This is a genomic window from Kitasatospora misakiensis, from assembly GCF_042656005.1.
Classification (GTDB): domain Bacteria; phylum Actinomycetota; class Actinomycetes; order Streptomycetales; family Streptomycetaceae; genus Kitasatospora; species Kitasatospora misakiensis.
Genome location: NZ_JBHSOF010000003.1, coordinates 264,743 through 280,058 on the forward strand (window position 1 = coordinate 264,743; position 15,316 = coordinate 280,058).

12 protein-coding genes are annotated in these 15,316 nt (G+C 77.1%); 3 read left to right on the plus strand and 9 right to left on the minus strand.

Features of this window, described 5'->3' with window-relative positions; translation table 11 throughout:
• Positions 1 to 148 precede the first annotated feature (148 nt).
• The 6 genes from ACFP3U_RS05015 to ACFP3U_RS05040 all read right to left on the minus strand — a co-directional run bounded on the left by ACFP3U_RS05015 (position 149) and on the right by ACFP3U_RS05040 (position 8,067).
• Positions 149 to 1,774, minus strand: a complete 1,626-nt coding sequence (locus ACFP3U_RS05015; RefSeq protein ID WP_380223936.1) for a multicopper oxidase family protein — start codon at positions 1,772 to 1,774, stop codon at positions 149 to 151.
• Positions 1,771 to 2,241 (minus strand): hypothetical protein, encoded by a 471-nt coding sequence (locus tag ACFP3U_RS05020; protein WP_380223937.1) that lies wholly within the window; start codon positions 2,239 to 2,241, stop codon positions 1,771 to 1,773. The genes ACFP3U_RS05015 and ACFP3U_RS05020 overlap by 4 nt, the downstream gene beginning before the upstream one ends.
• 426 nt (positions 2,242 to 2,667) lie before the next feature.
• A complete protein-coding gene (locus ACFP3U_RS05025; protein ID WP_380223938.1) occupies positions 2,668 to 5,229 on the minus strand; it encodes an FtsX-like permease family protein in 2,562 nt (853 codons plus the stop codon).
• Positions 5,226 to 6,023, minus strand: a complete 798-nt coding sequence (locus ACFP3U_RS05030) for an ABC transporter ATP-binding protein (RefSeq protein ID WP_380223939.1) — start codon at positions 6,021 to 6,023, stop codon at positions 5,226 to 5,228. The genes ACFP3U_RS05025 and ACFP3U_RS05030 overlap by 4 nt, the downstream gene beginning before the upstream one ends.
• Before the next feature lie 182 nt (positions 6,024 to 6,205).
• Positions 6,206 to 6,994, minus strand: coding sequence for an aminotransferase class IV (locus ACFP3U_RS05035; RefSeq protein ID WP_380223940.1), 789 nt, complete (start codon positions 6,992 to 6,994; stop codon positions 6,206 to 6,208).
• A gap of 98 nt (positions 6,995 to 7,092) precedes the next feature.
• Entirely contained in the window at positions 7,093 to 8,067 is a 975-nt protein-coding gene (locus tag ACFP3U_RS05040) for a GNAT family N-acetyltransferase (protein ID WP_380223941.1), read from the minus strand.
• Positions 8,068 to 8,518: 451 nt separating this feature from the next.
• Here ACFP3U_RS05040 and ACFP3U_RS05045 point away from each other — a divergent pair, with 451 nt between their 5' ends.
• Together ACFP3U_RS05045 and ACFP3U_RS05050 are read left to right on the plus strand one after the other, a co-directional pair.
• The gene (locus ACFP3U_RS05045) at positions 8,519 to 9,778 is read left to right on the plus strand and encodes a glycosyltransferase 87 family protein (RefSeq protein ID WP_380223942.1); all 1,260 of its coding nucleotides are present in this window, start codon (positions 8,519 to 8,521) and stop codon (positions 9,776 to 9,778) included.
• Positions 9,775 to 10,941: a glycosyltransferase family 4 protein gene (locus tag ACFP3U_RS05050; RefSeq protein ID WP_380223943.1), complete on the plus strand. Its 1,167-nt coding sequence runs from the start codon at positions 9,775 to 9,777 to the stop codon at positions 10,939 to 10,941. The genes ACFP3U_RS05045 and ACFP3U_RS05050 overlap by 4 nt, the downstream gene beginning before the upstream one ends.
• A 37-nt stretch (positions 10,942 to 10,978) precedes the next feature.
• Here the strand turns inward: ACFP3U_RS05050 and ACFP3U_RS05055 are convergent, their stop codons facing one another.
• Genes ACFP3U_RS05055 through ACFP3U_RS05065 form a run of 3 tightly spaced genes read right to left on the minus strand, consistent with a single transcriptional unit; the run spans position 10,979 to position 14,118 of the window.
• Positions 10,979 to 11,644 carry a response regulator gene (locus ACFP3U_RS05055; RefSeq protein ID WP_380223944.1) on the minus strand — a complete coding sequence of 222 codons (666 nt, stop codon included), beginning with the start codon at positions 11,642 to 11,644 and terminating at the stop codon, positions 10,979 to 10,981.
• Positions 11,632 to 13,101, minus strand: coding sequence for a sensor histidine kinase (locus ACFP3U_RS05060; RefSeq protein WP_380223945.1), 1,470 nt, complete (start codon positions 13,099 to 13,101; stop codon positions 11,632 to 11,634). The genes ACFP3U_RS05055 and ACFP3U_RS05060 overlap by 13 nt, the downstream gene beginning before the upstream one ends.
• A gap of 9 nt (positions 13,102 to 13,110) precedes the next feature.
• On the minus strand, positions 13,111 to 14,118 hold the full coding sequence (locus tag ACFP3U_RS05065) for a DMT family transporter (RefSeq protein WP_380223946.1): 1,008 nt from the start codon (positions 14,116 to 14,118) through the stop codon (positions 13,111 to 13,113).
• 121 nt (positions 14,119 to 14,239) lie between these two features.
• On the opposite strand from ACFP3U_RS05065, the gene ACFP3U_RS05070 reads away from it, so the two are divergent.
• Complete coding sequence (locus tag ACFP3U_RS05070; RefSeq protein ID WP_380223947.1) at positions 14,240 to 15,133, plus strand: LysR family transcriptional regulator; 894 nt, start codon at positions 14,240 to 14,242, stop codon at positions 15,131 to 15,133.
• Positions 15,134 to 15,316 lie beyond the last annotated feature (183 nt).

The window sequence follows — 15,316 nt, forward strand, 5'->3', positions numbered from 1 at the left end:
GCGACGCTAGATCACGCGCGGCGGCACGGCATGTCGGCGCACGAGGACGGGTGAGCGCGGCGGGTGCGACGGCTGCGGCGCGCAGGGTGGGCGGGCGCGCCCCGGTCGCCCGCCCACGCTCCGCCGAACGGGTGCGGCGCCGAGGGAGTCACTCCACCACGAAGTCCGCCATCATCGCCATGTCCTCGTGCTCCAGGTTGTGGCAGTGCACCATGTACGTCCCCGGGTAGTCGGTGAACCGCACCAGCACCTCCACCGCCTCGGCCGGCCGCAGGTCCACCGTGTCCTTCCAACCGGCGTCGTACGGGCCCGGGTCCCCGCCGTTGCGCGACAGCACCTGGAAGGCGTCGAGGTGCAGGTGGACGGGGTGGTGGACGTCCGTGAAGAACCGCCAGATCTCGGTGCTGCCGAGCGCCGGCCGGGCGAGCGCGCGGCCGGGCTCGTAGGGCTGGTTGTTGATCGTCCAGCCCGCGTCGCGGCTGCGCCGGAAGCCGAAGACCCGGGTGGTGACGGCGGCGCCGGGGTCGAGCCGTTCGAGGGTGCAGAGCCGCTCGGGGACGGCCGAGTCGTCGCTCACCGGCCGCGAGGAGACGTCGAAGAGCATGACCTCCTCCGTCCGCCCGCTGCCGAACCGGTTCATCAGCCGGACGGAGGTACCGGGCGGGTAGCGGGAGAAGTCGACCACCAGGTCGAAGCGCTCGGCCGGGGCGATCTCGACCGCGTCGTGCGCGATCGGCTCCTCCAGCAGGCCGCCGTCGCCGCCGATCTGGACGAACGCGTCGCCGCCGGGCGGCTGCGGGTCGAGTTCGAGCCGGTAGAGCCGGGCGTTGGAGGCGTTGAGCACGCGCAGCCGGTAGCGGGCCCTGTCCACCTCGACGCGCGGCCAGGGGGCGCCGTTGACCAGGACGACGTCGCCGAGGACACCGTTCATGTAGTCGTCGGTGACGCCCGGGACGGCGAGCGCGGCGTCGACGGAGGGGTAGGCGAAGGAACCGTCGGCGGTGAAGGAGCGGTCGGTGAGCATCAGCGGGAGCTCGCGCTCGCCGCGCGGCAGCGGCAGGGCGTCCTCCTCGTCGTCGCGGACGAGGTGGAAGCCCGAGAGGCCGCGCCAGAGGCCTGGGCCGGTGAAGCCCATCCGGTGGTCGTGGTACCAGAGGGTGGCGGCGCGCTGGTTGCACGGGTAGGTGTAGGTGCGCTCGCCGGTGACGCTCCGCAGGCCGTCCCCGGCGCCGCCCATGCCGGGCATGCCCGTCATCCCTGCCATCGCGTGACCGGCGGCGTGACCGGCCGCGTGACCGGCGGCGGCCCGGGCCGAGCGGTCGTCGGACGCGCCGACCGGGAGCAGCAGGTCCACCGGGTAGCCGTCGCTGTCCGCCGGGGTGTGGCCGCCGTGCAGGTGGACCACCGAGGGCACCGGCAGCTCGTTGCGGTGCCGCACCACCATCGCGCGGCCGGAGCGGGCCACCAGGGTCGGGCCGGGGAAGCTGCCGCCGTACGTCCAGGCCTCGGTGCGCAGGCCGGGCAGGATCTCCAGCCGCGCGAGCTGCTGGGTGATCTCGTAGTGGTCGGCGGTGGCGTCGGAGCGGACCGGGGCGAGCACGGCCGGCACCGGCAGCGGCACCTGGAACGCCGCCGGCAGCGGGACCTCGCTGCTCAGCAGCCGGCCCGGCCGGCCCTCGGCCAGCAGCCGGGCGGTCGCCGGGAGCGCGAAGGCCCCGACGGCGCCCGCGCCGAGCACGGCCGCGCCGACGCCGAGGAACCGGCGGCGGTTCACGGCGCCACCTCCACCGCGTCGGCGCCTCCGTCGGCGGGCCGGGGCAACCGCCCGGAGCCGTCACCTTCCTCGGTGGTGACGGCCTCCGGGGCCGGGGACGGCAACGCGAGCGGCAGCCGCCACGCCCCGACCAGGCCGAACAGCAGCCCGCTGACCAGCAGCACGCCCAGCGTGACGTGCACGCCGACCGCCCGTTCGTAACCGGTCCCGCTCTGCGCCCCGACCGCGGCCAGCAGCAGCACCGCCGCCCCGAGCGGCCACCACGGTCCGCGGGCGCCCGCCGGTCCACCGCCCCGGCGGACCAACGCGGCCACCGGCAGCTGGACCAGCAGCAGACCCCCCAGCGCCATCGCGGTCACCTCGTGCGCCCGGAGCGCCTCGTAGTGACCGTTCAGGAAGCTCCCGGCCAGCACCGTCTGCGCCAGTCCCAGCACGGCCGACCCGGTCGCGGTGGCCCTCAGCAGCAACCGCGGCAGGCGGACCGCCGGAGGGCCGACCGGTGACGGGGCCGAGGAACGCGCCGGGGGGAACGACGGCAGGCGGGGCGTGCGGGCCACGGGGGGACTGCTCAACGGTCAGCTTCTCTCTGCCAGGCGCCGCGGCGGGGTGGGCACGCCGGGGTGGCGGGCATGCCGAACGCGCTCGGCGCGGGGGTGGGTGGGGTGTGACAGCGCTCCGGGCACGCGGCACCTGGACGGACGCGGCCGTGAGCGTAACTGATCACACATCACTATCGATGTGGATCAAGCGCTTTCGGACCGAAGACCACCCTCTCGCGGCGGTTCAGCGCGCCTTTGTCACCCGAACGGGCGGTACGCCACCCCCGCGCGCACCGCCCGTTCACGACCTGCCACTTCCTCGTACGCCCTGCCGCGAGCCCCTCCCGCCCGCCATTACTGCTTCCCGCCGCTCACCGCGAGCGGGCCGGACCGCAGCAGCGCCCGGGCCGGCAGGGCCGTCGCGGCCAGGCAGAGCGCCACCGCACCGGCGGCCAGCGGCAGCGCCGTCCCCACCGGGACGTACGGGGTGGTGCCGGCGATGCCCCGGGCGATCGGCAGCAGGGTGACCCAGCCGATCACCGCGCCGACGCCCAGACCGGTCGCGGCCACCAGCAGCGCCTCCCAGCGCATCATGTGGCGCACCTGCCGCCGGGTGGTCCCGGCCAGCCGGAGCAGCGCCACCTCGCGCCGCCGGTCCAGCACCGTCATGACCAGGGTGTTGGCGGCCGTCACGGCGGCGAACCCGCCGAGCACACCGGCCATCACCGTGTTCGCCCAGGCGCCCATCTCCTGCGACCTGTCGGCCTGCGCCACGAAGCCGGCCCGGTCGGTGACGGTCAGCCCCGGCACGCCGAGCGCCCCCAACCCCCGGGCGACGGCCGCCCGGTCCGCGCCGGGCGCGTCCGCGACCAGCACCTGGTGGTCGTACGCCGCGGTGACGTGCTCCGCGACCGCCGCCCGGGGCAGCAGGACCTGGCCGAAGCCGAGCCCGCGCTCGTACGTGGCGACCACCAGCAGCCGGGCCGCCGTCCCGTCGCCCAGCCAGAGCGGCACGTGCTCGCCGACCCCGACCCCCAGGGCGGCGGCCAGGCCGGCGTCCAGCGCCACGGTGTCCGCGGACCGGCCCAGGTCGGCCAGCGAACCGGCGCGCACCCCGAGGTCGAGCACCCGGGGCAGCCGGGACGGGTCGCCGGTGACGCCCAGCGCGGTGGCCGAATCGAGGTCGCCGCCGTCGCGGTAGACGACGCCGGTGCGCAGCACCCCGACGGCCGCGTCCACGCCGGGCACCCTGGCCGCCTGCTCGACGACCCCGGCGACCCCGTCGGTACCAGCCGCACCAGCCGCACCGGCCGGCAGGCCCGGGCCGGTGGAGCCGAGCACGTGATCGGCGGTGATGCCGGCGCGCACCTGCTCGCCGGTCTCGTGCCGGATGGTGCTCTGCATGAACAGCAACGTGCCGCAGAAGGCGGTGACCATCGCGATCGGCGTGATCGCCGAGGCCAGCCGGCGGGCGTTGGCCCGGGTGTTGTCGGCCGCCAGCGAACCCGGCGCGCCCCCGGCCCGCAGCGGCGCGCCGAGCAGTCCGGCCGCGACGCGCGCCACCCACGGGCCGAGCAGGGCGACCCCCATGAGGAAGCACATCACCACGCCGAGCGCGGTGTTGGCGGCGTCGGCGCCGTTCAGCCGGGCGGCGACCCCGGCGAGCGCGACACCGCCGGCGGCGAAGAGCAGGCCCACCACGGTGCGGATCCACCCCGGCCGGGACGGTTCGACGGCCGCCGCGCCCAGCGCCTGGCTCGCCCGCATCCGGGCCGGGCGGCGAGCCGCGAAGAAGCCGGCCGCGAGGGCGGCGAGCGTGCACAGCACGACCGCGGCGAGCATCGGCACCGGTCCGACGGACAGTTCGACGCCCTCCGGCACGGCCCCGCGCTCCACCATCCCGTCGAACCACCAGCGGGCCAGGCCCACGCCGGGCAGGATGCCGAGCGCGGCGGCGAGCGGCGCGACCAGCATCGCCTCGGTGGCGATGGTGCGGCGGATCTGCCGGGGCGTGGCGCCGACGGCGCGCAGCAGGGCGAACTCGCGGGCGCGCTGGCCGGTGGCGAGGGCGACGGTGGAGACCACCACGAACACGGCGGTCATGGTGGCGATGCCGCCGAAGGAGCCGCCGATCCCGGCCAGCGCCTCCCGGGCCTCGTGGAGCGCCGGCTGCTCGACGGCGCCGCGCGCCTTCCCGGTCAGCACCTCGGCGCCGTCGCCCACGGCCTGCCGCACCTGGGCCGCCAGGGCCTCGGCGGTGACGCCCTCGCGGGGCTGGACGGCGATCGCGTCGACCCGGCCGGGGTGGCCGGAGAGCCGGTCGGCCTGCTGGTCGGCGAACCAGGCGGTGGGGCCCGCCGACTGCGCGGCGGCGAGGCCGGAGATCCGGTAACTCCCGCCGCCACCAGGCGCGGTGAGCGCCAGGGTGCCGCCCGGGGCGAGGTGGGCGGCGCGCGCCGTCTCGGCGTCCAGCACGATCTCGCCGGCGCCGGGGGCGCGACCCTCGACCAGGCGGTCCTGCGGGCCGGCGATGCCGAGCGCGGCGAAGCCCCGGCCGGTGAGCGTGCCGGCCGCGCCCAGCAGCGGAAACGCGGTGTCCGGGCGGGCCGCCGCGACCCCCGGCCGGTCGGCGATCCGGCCCACCAGCGCCGCGTCCACCCGGGCCCGCTCGGGGACCGGCTGATCCTCGGAGTCGGTGTCGTCGGCGGTCCGGACGGTGACGGTGACGGTCGGGTCTGCGGCCACCACGACGGGCGCGGCCGCGTACCGGTCGGCCGGTACGGAGGCGGTGACGCCGGTCTGCAGCAGGGTCCCGCAGGCCATGATCACGGCGGCGCCGAACAGCAGCGCGACGAAGGTGCCGACGAAGGAGGCGGGGCGGAAGCGCACCGAGGCGCGGGCCAGTCCGTTGCTCATGCCGCCACGCCCAGCGGGCGGGCGGTCAGGGTGACCATCCGGTCGGCGACCGTCTTCGGGTCCGGCCGGTCCAGCTCGTCGGCGAGCGCGCCGTCGGCCAGGAACAGCACCCGGTCGGCGAACGAGGCGGCCACCGGGTCGTGGGTCACCATGACGACGGTGGCGCCCATGGCGTCCACCGCGCGTCGCAGCAGGCCGAGCACCTCGTGCGCGGTGCGGGTGTCCAGCGCGCCGGTCGGCTCGTCCGCGAACACCACGTCCGGCGCCGTGATCAGCGCCCGGGCGATCGCGACCCGCTGCTGCTGGCCGCCGGACAGCTGCCCCGGCCGCCGCCGGGCGTGCTCGCCGAGACCGACCTGGGCGAGCAACTCGCGGGCCCGGGCCCGATCCTGGCGCTCGCCGGCGAGACGCTGCGGGAGCAGCACGTTCTGCAGCACCGTCAGGGAGGGCAGCAGGTTGAAGGACTGGAAGACGAAGCCGATCCGGCCGCGACGCAGCTTGGTCAGCCGGTTCTCGCTCAGCCGGGTGATCTCCTCCCCCGCCAGGAAGACCTCGCCGGCGGTCGGGCGGTCCAGGCCGGCCGCGCACTGCAGGAAGGTGCTCTTGCCGGAGCCCGACGGTCCCATCACGGCGGTGAACGTGCCGTGGCCGAGCGCCAGGTCGACGCCGCGCAGCGCGTGCACGGCCTCGCCGCCGCGGCCGTAGCTGCGCCGGACACCGCGCAGCTCGATCGCGGCGTGGGCGGCGGGCCGCCCGGTCGGCTCGGGCTGGGGGCGGGAACGGCGGGATGCCATGGCGGGGGCCTTCCTTCGGGAATCGTCGCTGGTCGTCGACGTGTTCCAGGCTAGGAAGGCGGGGCGCGCCGGACCATGGAGGCCGCTGGCGGACCGGGGGTGGGGTTATCCCCCGGGACGGCCTGGGGGTGTCCTCTGCGGCTTGCGCCCGACGCGGTGGGCGCCCGGGCTCCGTCCGCGCGTCAGATGTCCTCCCTCGGCAGGGCCTCGTAGGCGGCGCGCAGCTTCGCGACGGCGGGGTGGGCCGGGTCGAAGGAGGTGCCGTCGATCGCGGCGATCGGCCGGACGCCGACGCCCGCGTTGACGGCGACGGCGGCGACGAAGCGGCCGAGGCCGTCCGCAGCGACCGGCTCGCGTCGCTGCGGTCCGGGGTGGGCACGGGCGAGCAGGGCGGCGGTGACACCGGGCAGCGCGGCGGCGTCCGGCCAGACCAGCTCGCGGCCGTCGTGCAGGGCGAGGTTCCAGGTGGCGCCCTCGGCGAGGCGGCCGGCCTCGTCGAGCAGCAGGGCGTCGTCGTAGCCGTCGAGTTGGGCGAGCCGGCGCTGATGGAGCAGGCCGAACAGGCCGACGTGCTTCACCTCCGGCAGCTCGCGCCGGTACGCGGTGGTGCGGACCCTCAGCGGGCCGGGCGCGGCGGCCGGCGCCGGGCGGGTGGTGACCAGCAGGTGGGGCGTGGCGGGGGCGGCCGGGCGCTCCAGGCCCAGCGCGGGGTCGAACACGGTGACCCGGACGATCACCGGCGCGCCGTCGGCGGGCAGCACCCGGCGGATCCGGGTGCGGACCTCCGACCGGTCCAGCTCGGCGCCGAAGACCGTGCGGCAGTCCCGGACCAGGCGGTCCAGGTGGAGCGCGAGGCCCCGGGTCCGGCCGGCCTCGGCGCGCAGGGTGGTGAAGTGCCCGTAGTTGAGCAGGCCCAGGGCGGCCAGCCGGGCGGGGTCGGCGGGCCCGCCGTCGATCTCGATCTCTGCCATGGCGTCGAGTCTCCCAGGGTCTCCTGCCCGGGGCTTCGACGGTGGCGCTGTCGTGCCGGCGCTGTGTTGTTCGGGGCGGCGGGCGTTCGGGCGGCGGGTCAGGGGGTGGCCGGCGTCCGGGTGCCGGTGCGGGCGGGCTGTCCGAGGTGCTCGATCCGGTAGGCGAGCCCCTCCGGCTCGCCGGTGTCGGACCAGCGCCAGGCCTCCGCCCACCACTGCGGGCCGCGGACCAGCGGGCGGCCGGCGAGCGCGAGGTGCAGGGCGAGTGTCGAGCGGGCGTAGCCGTGCACCCAGCCGTCGGTCTGCCGGTAGGCGGCGGTTTCGTCCAGTCGCAGCCAGCGGCCCTCGCGGCCGGCGGCGAGCAGTGGCGTCCAGACCGCGCCGGCCGGGTCGTGCGAGGGGCGCTCGGCGACCAGCAGCACCAGCCGGTCGTCCTCCTCCCGCATGCGGTAGGGCGGGAGTTGGGGCATCCGGGTGAGGCCGATGGCGTGCTTCCAGGAGGCCGCCCAGAGGCCGCGGCGCAGGTAGTAGCGGACGGCGTGCTGCCAGGCCCAGTGTGCCTCCAGGCCGTAGCCGGGCAGGCCCTCGGCGGTGGCGGCGCGGTAGACGTGGTCGAGGGCCGCAGCGGCCAGGCCCCGGCCGCGGGCCGAGGGGCGCAGGTAGAGCGAGGAGACGGCCAACTGGCCCGCGCCCTTGGTCCAGTTGTCCACGGCGACGGTCCCCACGATCCCACCGGTGCCGGAGGTGCCTCCGGTCCCGTCCCGCTCGGCCCGCTCGGGGCCGTCGGGCGGGGTGTTGTCGAGGCGGCGGTCCAGCAGCCAGTAGCGGCGCCGGTAGAGCTCGCCGCCGGGCCATTCGCGGCCGCTCTCGCCGAGTCGTTCGCGCAGCCGGCGCTCCTCGGCCGGGCCGATCGACTCCGGGTCGATCTGCTCGCCCAACTCGCCCTCGGCGCGCGACGCGAGGTCCCAGAGCGCGAAGCCGCGCCCCTCGTCCTCCGTCGCCGCTCGCACGCCGGGCGCCGCCGCCACACGTTCCTGCGCCCGCTCGACGGCCGCATCCCAGGACCTCACCACGGGGTCCACGATAGCGAGCAATCGACACCGAGCGTAATTCATTGGACACCGAACGTCAGATCGGATACGAATTCCCTTGTTCGGACCGCTCGCTGTCGAGGAGGAAGCCAGAGCCATGCCCGTCGACCACAACTCCCGCCCCGCCCACGGAGGCCGGGGACCGCCGAGCGCGCCCGCCCGGTGGTAGGGGAAACCCGACCAAAGGACTCGACCTGACCGTCATGACCTCGCTGACCTGCGCCGCTGCAATGAAGTGGTGCTGATTCACCGCGTCCGTACCCCACTTCCGCCCGCTCCCGGCCCCGCCGATCACCCGGCTTCCGGCACCGGCAGCGGCACCGGTCCCCGCCCCGGCGCCGCTCCTCACCCCGGCACCGGCTCCGGCGCCCGCTGGCTCCACCGCGTCCCCCGTCCTCCCGGCGGTCGGCGGGCGCTGTGGTGCGGCGGGTGGTTGCTCGCCGCCGGCTGGGCGGGGGCGTTCCCGCTCGCCTCCGGGCTGGGGCCGCACCGGAGTTGGGGGCTGTTCGCGGCAGCGGGGTACCCGGCGGCGGCGGTTGCCGTGCTCGTGCTGCCCCGGCGGTGGGCGCGCGCGGGTTCGGTGGCCGTCGCGCTCCTCGGTGCGGTCCTCGTGCCGCTGCTCGTCCTGGTGGTGAACGGGCAGGGGCAGAGCGAGGTCGCCGTCATCGAGCGGTCGGGCGAGTTGCTGCTCCGGCACGGGACGCCGTACCTGGCCGAGCCGCGCACGGTCGCCGAGTACACCCCCTACCTCCCCGGGATGGCACTGTTCGGGCTGCCCCGCGCCCTGTTCGGTGCGGACGGGTGGCCGGCCAGGCTGGCCGGCGACGCCAGGCTCTGGTGCGCCGCCGCGTTCCTCGGCTGCCTGGCCGCCGCCGTCCGACCGGCCCGGCAGCACCGCGCCCGGTACCGCGCGCAGCACGCCGCAGTGTCCGCCTCGACGTCCGCGCTGACGGCCGCCTCCGGCGTTCCCGTGGCCGGCCTCCCGGTGGCGGCGCTCGTCGCCTCGCCGCTGGTCGCGCTGCCGCTGTGCGTCAGCGGGGTCGACCTGCCATTGACCGGCCTCTGCGTCCTCGCCCTGGCCAGCGCGGCCCGGGCACGGCCGTCTGCCGCCGGGTGGGCCCTCGCCCTGGCCTGCGCGCTCAAGTGGACGGCCTGGCCTGCGGTCGCGGTGGTCGTCGCGCTGCTCGGCGCCACCGCCGGACGGCGCGCCGCGCTCCGGGCCGCCGCGACCGCCGCCGTCGGCGCGGCCGTCCTCGTGCTGCCCGGCGCGCTGCGCTCCCCGGGGCCGCTCGTGCGGCAGGTGTTCGCCTTCCCCACCGGGCGCGGCGAACTGCCCACCCCGGCGAGCAGCCCCCTGCCCGGCCGACTGCTCGCCGACCTCGGTCCGGCCGGCTGGTACGCGGCACTCGCCCTGTTGCTGCTCGCCGGGGCCGCCGTCGCCCTGTCGCTGGTCCGCCGCCCGCCCCGGGACGCCCGCACCGCCGCCGACCGGCTCGCCCTCGGCCTGGCCCTGGCGTTCCTGCTCGCCCCCGCCGGCCGGTACGGCTACCTCGCCCTGCCCGCCGTCCTGGTCCTCCTCCCCCGGCTGCGGCCCACCGCCGCCCCGGCCACCTCAGCCACCCCGACCGTCCCGGCCGTCCTCCGCCATGCCCACCCCCGTCCGCACGCACCCCAGGTGGTCCCCGCCTCATGACCGGCACCCTCATCGTCACCAACGACTTCCCGCCCCGTCAGGGCGGCATCGAGACCTTCGTCCACGCCATGGCCACCCGGCTGCCCGCCGGGGAGGTCGTCGTCTACACCTCGGACGAACCGGATGCCGACCGGCACGACGCCGCGCTGCCGTTCCCGGTGGTCCGCGACCGCTCCCGGATGCTCCTCCCCACCCCCCGGGTGACCCGGCGGGCCGCCGAGATCGCCCGGGCGCACGGGTGCGACCGGGTCTGGTTCGGCGCCGCCGCCCCGCTCGCCGCGATGACCCCGGAGCTGCGGCGGCAGGCACCCGGCATACGGCGGACCGTCGCCACCACCCACGGCCACGAGATCTGGTGGGCCCGCACCCCCGTCGCACGGCGCCTGCTGCGGCGGATCGGCGACAGCGTGGACGTGGTCACCTACCTCGGCGCGCACACCCGCGACCGGATCGCCCCGGCGCTCGGCCCGGCGCCCCGGCTGGAACGGCTGGTCCCGGGCGTCGACACCGAGTTGTTCCGCCCACCGGCGCGCGAGGCCTCCGACCCGCACGACCCGCACGACCCGCACGCCCCGGTGATCCTCTGCGTGGCGCGGCTCGTCCCCCGCAAGGGGCAGGACATCCTCATCCGGGCGCTCCCGCTGATCCGGCGGACCGTCCCCGGCACGACCCTGGTCCTGGTCGGCCGGGGCCCCGCCGAACAACGGCTGCGCGACCTCGCCCGACGGCACACCGACCCCGGCGCGGTCGTCTTCGCCGGCGGCCGGGAACACGCGCAGACACCCGCCGCCTACGCCGCGGCCGACGTCTTCGCGATGCCGTGCCGCACCCGCCGGGGCGGACTGGAGGCGGAGGGGCTGGGCATCGTCTTCCTGGAGGCGGCCGCCACCGGCCTGCCCGTCGTCGTGGGCCGCTCCGGCGGCGCGCCGGACGCCGTCCTCGACGGCGTCAACGGGACCGTGGTCGACGGCCGCGACCCCGCCGCCGTCGCCACGGCGATCACCCGCATCCTCCGCGCCCCGGCCTCCGAGCGCGCCAGCATGGGCAGCGCCGGCCGCCACTGGGTCCGCACCCACTGGTCCTGGGAGACCACCGCCGACCGCCTGGCCGCCCTGCTCACCCCGGACACCGAGGCCCTGCCCGCCCCGGGGCGACCCCGATGAGCCCCAGCCCCGGACGTCGGCCGGACGGTCGCTGTCGCTACTCGCCGCGGAGGTCGGCGAGGTGGGCCAGGACGGCGAGGACGCGGCGGTTGCCCTCGACGGGGTCGAGGTCGAGCTTCATGAAGATGTTGCCGCAGTGCTTGACCACCGAAGCCTCGGTGATGCTCAGCCGGGCGCCGACCGTCTGGTTGTTGAGGCCCTCGGCCATCAGCCCCAGCACCTCGCGCTCGCGCGGGGTCAGCCGGGCGATCGGGCGCTCGGCGGACTGCTGGCGGAGCAGCACCCGCACCACCTCCGGGTCGATCACGGTCTCGCCGGCCGCCACCCGGCGCAGCGCGTCCAGGAACTCGGACACCTCACCGACCCGGTCCTTGAGCAGGTAGCCGAGCCCCGCCCGCTGCGCGCCCGCCGCGGCGAGCAGCCGGGTCGCGTACGGGGTGGCCACGTACTGGGAGAGGACGAGGACGGGCAGGTCGGCGTGGCGGTCGCGGAGTTCGAGCGCGGCCCGCAGTCCCTCGTCGGAGAAGCCGGGCGGCATCCGGACGTCGGTGACGACGGCGTCCGGCCGGTCGGCGTCCACGGCCGCGGCGAGGGCGTCCGCGTCGCCGACGGCGGCGACCACCCGGTGGCCGCCCCGGGTGAGCAGTTCGACCAGGCCGGCCCGGAGCAGGACGGCGTCCTCGGCGATGACTAGCCGGAGCACGGCACCTCCAGCCGGAGCCTGGTCGGCCCGCCGGTCGGACTCGTCACCATCAGTCGTCCTCTCAGAATCGCCACCCGGTCGGCCAGTCCCTGGAGGCCGGCCCCGGCGGCCGGGTCGGCCCCGCCGCGGCCGTCGTCGGTCACCTGGACCACCAGGCGGCCGTCCACGACCCGCCCGTGGACGGTGACGGCGGTGGCGCCGCTGTGCTTGGCGGCGTTGGTGAGTGCCTCGGTGACGGTGAAGTAGGCGGTGGTCTCGACCGGGGCGGGCAGCCGACCCGGCAGGTCGAGGTCCACCTCGACGGGGACCGGGTGGCGCAGCGCCACCTCGGCGACGGCGGCGGCCAGGCCGTGGTCGGTGAGCACCTGCGGGTGGATGCCGCGAACCAGGTCGCGCAGCTGCTCCAGCGCCTGCCGGGCCTCGCCGCGGGCCCGGTCGACCAGCGCGAGCACCGCGGGCAGCGCCTCCTCGGGCGAACCGCTGCCGGGCGCACCGCTGCCGGGCGCACCGCTGTCGGACGCACCGCTCCCGGCCGGGGCCACGGCGGCGGCGTGCTCGCGCAGTTCGTGGGCGGCGAGGCCGAGGGTCATGGTGAGGGCGACGAGCTGCTGCTGGGCGCCGTCGTGCAGATCGCGTTCGATGCGGCGGCGTTCGGCCTCGAAGGCGTCCACCAACCGCGCCCGGGAGCGCGTCAGTTCGAGGACCTGGCGGCCGAGGCCCTCCTCGCGGGGCCCGAGCAGCAGCCGGGCCAGCCGGACGTGGGCGGTGGTGAGCAGCGCCCCGGCGTAGCTGCCGAGGAGCAGCCCGGCCAGGCCGACGGCGGTGGCCGGGAGCGCGTGGAGCGGTCCGCGCACGGCGTGGCCGGGGAACAGCATGACGGTCTCGGGCGCGAGCACCCAGACCACCACGGGGCTGACGACCAGGGCCGCGGAGAAGAGCAGCAGCGCGGTGAGACCGATCCCGGCGGCGGTGAGCGGCGGGGCGACGAGCAGGGTGTGGGCGAGTGCCCGCCAGGTCGCGCGTTCGCGCAGCCGGGTACGGAGGCGGGCGCGCCGACCGGCGCCGGGGAGCGCGCGGTGCGGGTCGGGCACCGGGACCGGTTCGACGAGCCGGAGCCGGCGGCGCTCCAGGGCACCGGCCGGCAGGCCGGAGAGGGCGAGGGCGAGCAGCAGCGGCAGGCCGACGCCGACCACCGAGAGCCCGAGGCCGAGCACGGCGAGGACGGTCAGGAGCACGGCCGTCAGGAGGCCCAGCACGGCGCCGCTGAGCAGGTAGGCCAAGCAGCGCAGGGAGTCGCGGGTGAAGGGGAAGCGGAGCGGGTGGGCGCGCAGGGCGGCCTGTACGGCCACGGCAGGCGGGTTCGCCTCGGCCTGGCCTCCGCTCGGGTCCGCCCCGGTCGAGTGGTCCCCGGCCGTCTCCGCCCCGGTGTCCTCGACCGCTGCCCGCCCCGTGCCCATCAGCCCACCCTAACCGACCCGCTGACGCATCATCCGGCCCCGTCCGCCGCCGCTGCGGCCGGCCCGTCCGCCACCGCTCCCGGCGGCCGGCTGCCGGGTGAGCGCCACGGCGGCGATCACGGCGAGGCCGCCGGCCAGGGTGTTCCAGCCGACCGGCTCGGCGAGGAGCAGCGCGCCGAGCGCCGTCGACCAGAGCGGGGTCACATAGGTGACCGCGGCGGCCACGGCCGTCCCGGCGGTGCGGACCAGGTCGAGGTTGAGGATGTAGGCGACGCCCGTGCCGAGCGCGCCGAGGACGAGCAGCGCGGCGGCGGCCCCGGCACCGGGCCAGTGCGGGGCGCCGGCGGCGAGCGGGGCGGCCACGGCGAGTTCGGCGCCGCCGCAGGTGATCTGGGCGGCGGACAGGGCGGTGGCCGAGTGCGGGCGGGTCGACAGGTGCCGGCGCAGGTAGGCGAACCCGGCCCCGTAGCAGCAGGTGGCGGCCAGACAGGCGAGTCCGCCGACCACCACGGCGGAGCCGGCTCCGGAGCCCCCTGATCCCCCGACGGCACCGGAGCCGCCCGCCGGAGCGCCCGCCCCGAAGCCGTGCCAGACGCCCAGCACGGTGAGCACCCCCGCGAACCCGAGGACGAGCCCCGCGAGCCGGCGCGGCCCCGGGCGGGGCTCGCCGGGCACGGCGGCGAGCGCGAAGAGCAGCGCGAACAGCGGGGTGGTCGCGTTCATCACCCCGGCGAGCACCGAGCTGACCCGGGTCTCGCCGTAGGAGAAGAGGACGAACGGCACCGCGTTCAGCAGCACGGCGACGACGGCGCTGTGGCCCCAGGTGGCGAGGTCGCGCGGCGCGGCCTCGCGGCGGACGGCGAGGATCGTCCAGAGCGCCGCCGCGCCGAGCAGGCAGCGCCAGGCCGCCACCCAGACCGGGGGCACTCCCGCGTCGACCGCCACCTTGATCAGGGCGAAGCTCGCGCCCCAGATCGCCGACAGTGCCACGAACCCCGGCCACCAGCTCCGTCGCATCCCGGCCACCCGTCCTTCCGCCGCCGCGGCCGATCGCCGGGGCTTCTCGATGGACAGAGCGTGGCGGGTCGGCCGATCATGAGTCCAACAAGTGGCGGTGCGACATGGATGAGGAACTCTCATGGCCCCGGAGGTGAACCTCGCCCAGCTCAGGGCACTGGTCGCGGTGACGGACGCGGGCGGCTTCGGGTCGGCGGCGGTCGAACTCGGCGTGAGCCAGTCGGCGGTCTCGCACGCGGTGGCCGCCCTGGAACGCGTGCTGGGGGCGCCCGTCCTGCACCGCGGCACACCGGCCCGGCCGACCCCGCTGGGCGAACGGATCCTGCCGCACGCCCGCACGGCGGTCGCCTCCGCGACGTCGGTCCGGGCGATCGCCGACCGCCACCGCGGCGGACTGACCGGCACGGTCCGGCTGGCCGCGCCGACCACCGTCTGCCAGGGACTGCTGCCCGCCCTGCTGCGCGACTGGCGGGCCGAACACCCCCGGCTGACGGTCCGCGTCTTCGAGGGCGAGGACGACGAACTGGCCGTCTGGCTGGAGGCCGGCACCGTCGACGCGGCGGTCCTGGTGGACGCCGACCCGGCGCCGCCGGGGGCCGTCCCACTCGGCGCGGACTCGATGCACGCGCTGCTCCGCCGCGACCACCCGCTCGCGGGCGAGGCGACCGTCGACGTGGCCGATCTGGAGGACGACGACTTCCTGCTCTCGGAGGGCGGTTGCGAGCGGCACATCCGGGACGCCTACCGCCGGGCGGGCGTCCGCTTCGCACCCCGGCACCGGATCCGGGACCTCAACACGCTGATCGGCATGGTGCACGCCGGGGTGGGCGTCTCGGTGATGCCGGCGCTGGCCCAGCCGATGCTGCCGGCGGACTGCGTCCTCGTGCCGATCCGGCCGGCCGCGCACCGCAGGCTGACCCTGACCGGTCCGGCGGGTCGGCCGTGGTCCCCGGCGGTCACGGGCCTGCTGGCGGCGGTCCGCAACGACCGGGCGCCGGGCGCCACCACCCACTGAGCGACCGACCCGCGCACGGCCCGCGCACGGCCGTCGACCCACCGAGTCCGGCCCGGGGCGGCGGTCCGCCGGTTACCATCGCCCCTATGCCCGCGCCCCAGCACCGCCCCGAGCCGTCCGAGCGTCCGCTCGGCACCGCTCGACATGGCACGCCGGTCCGTGATAGGCGCGAGAATGGCCCAG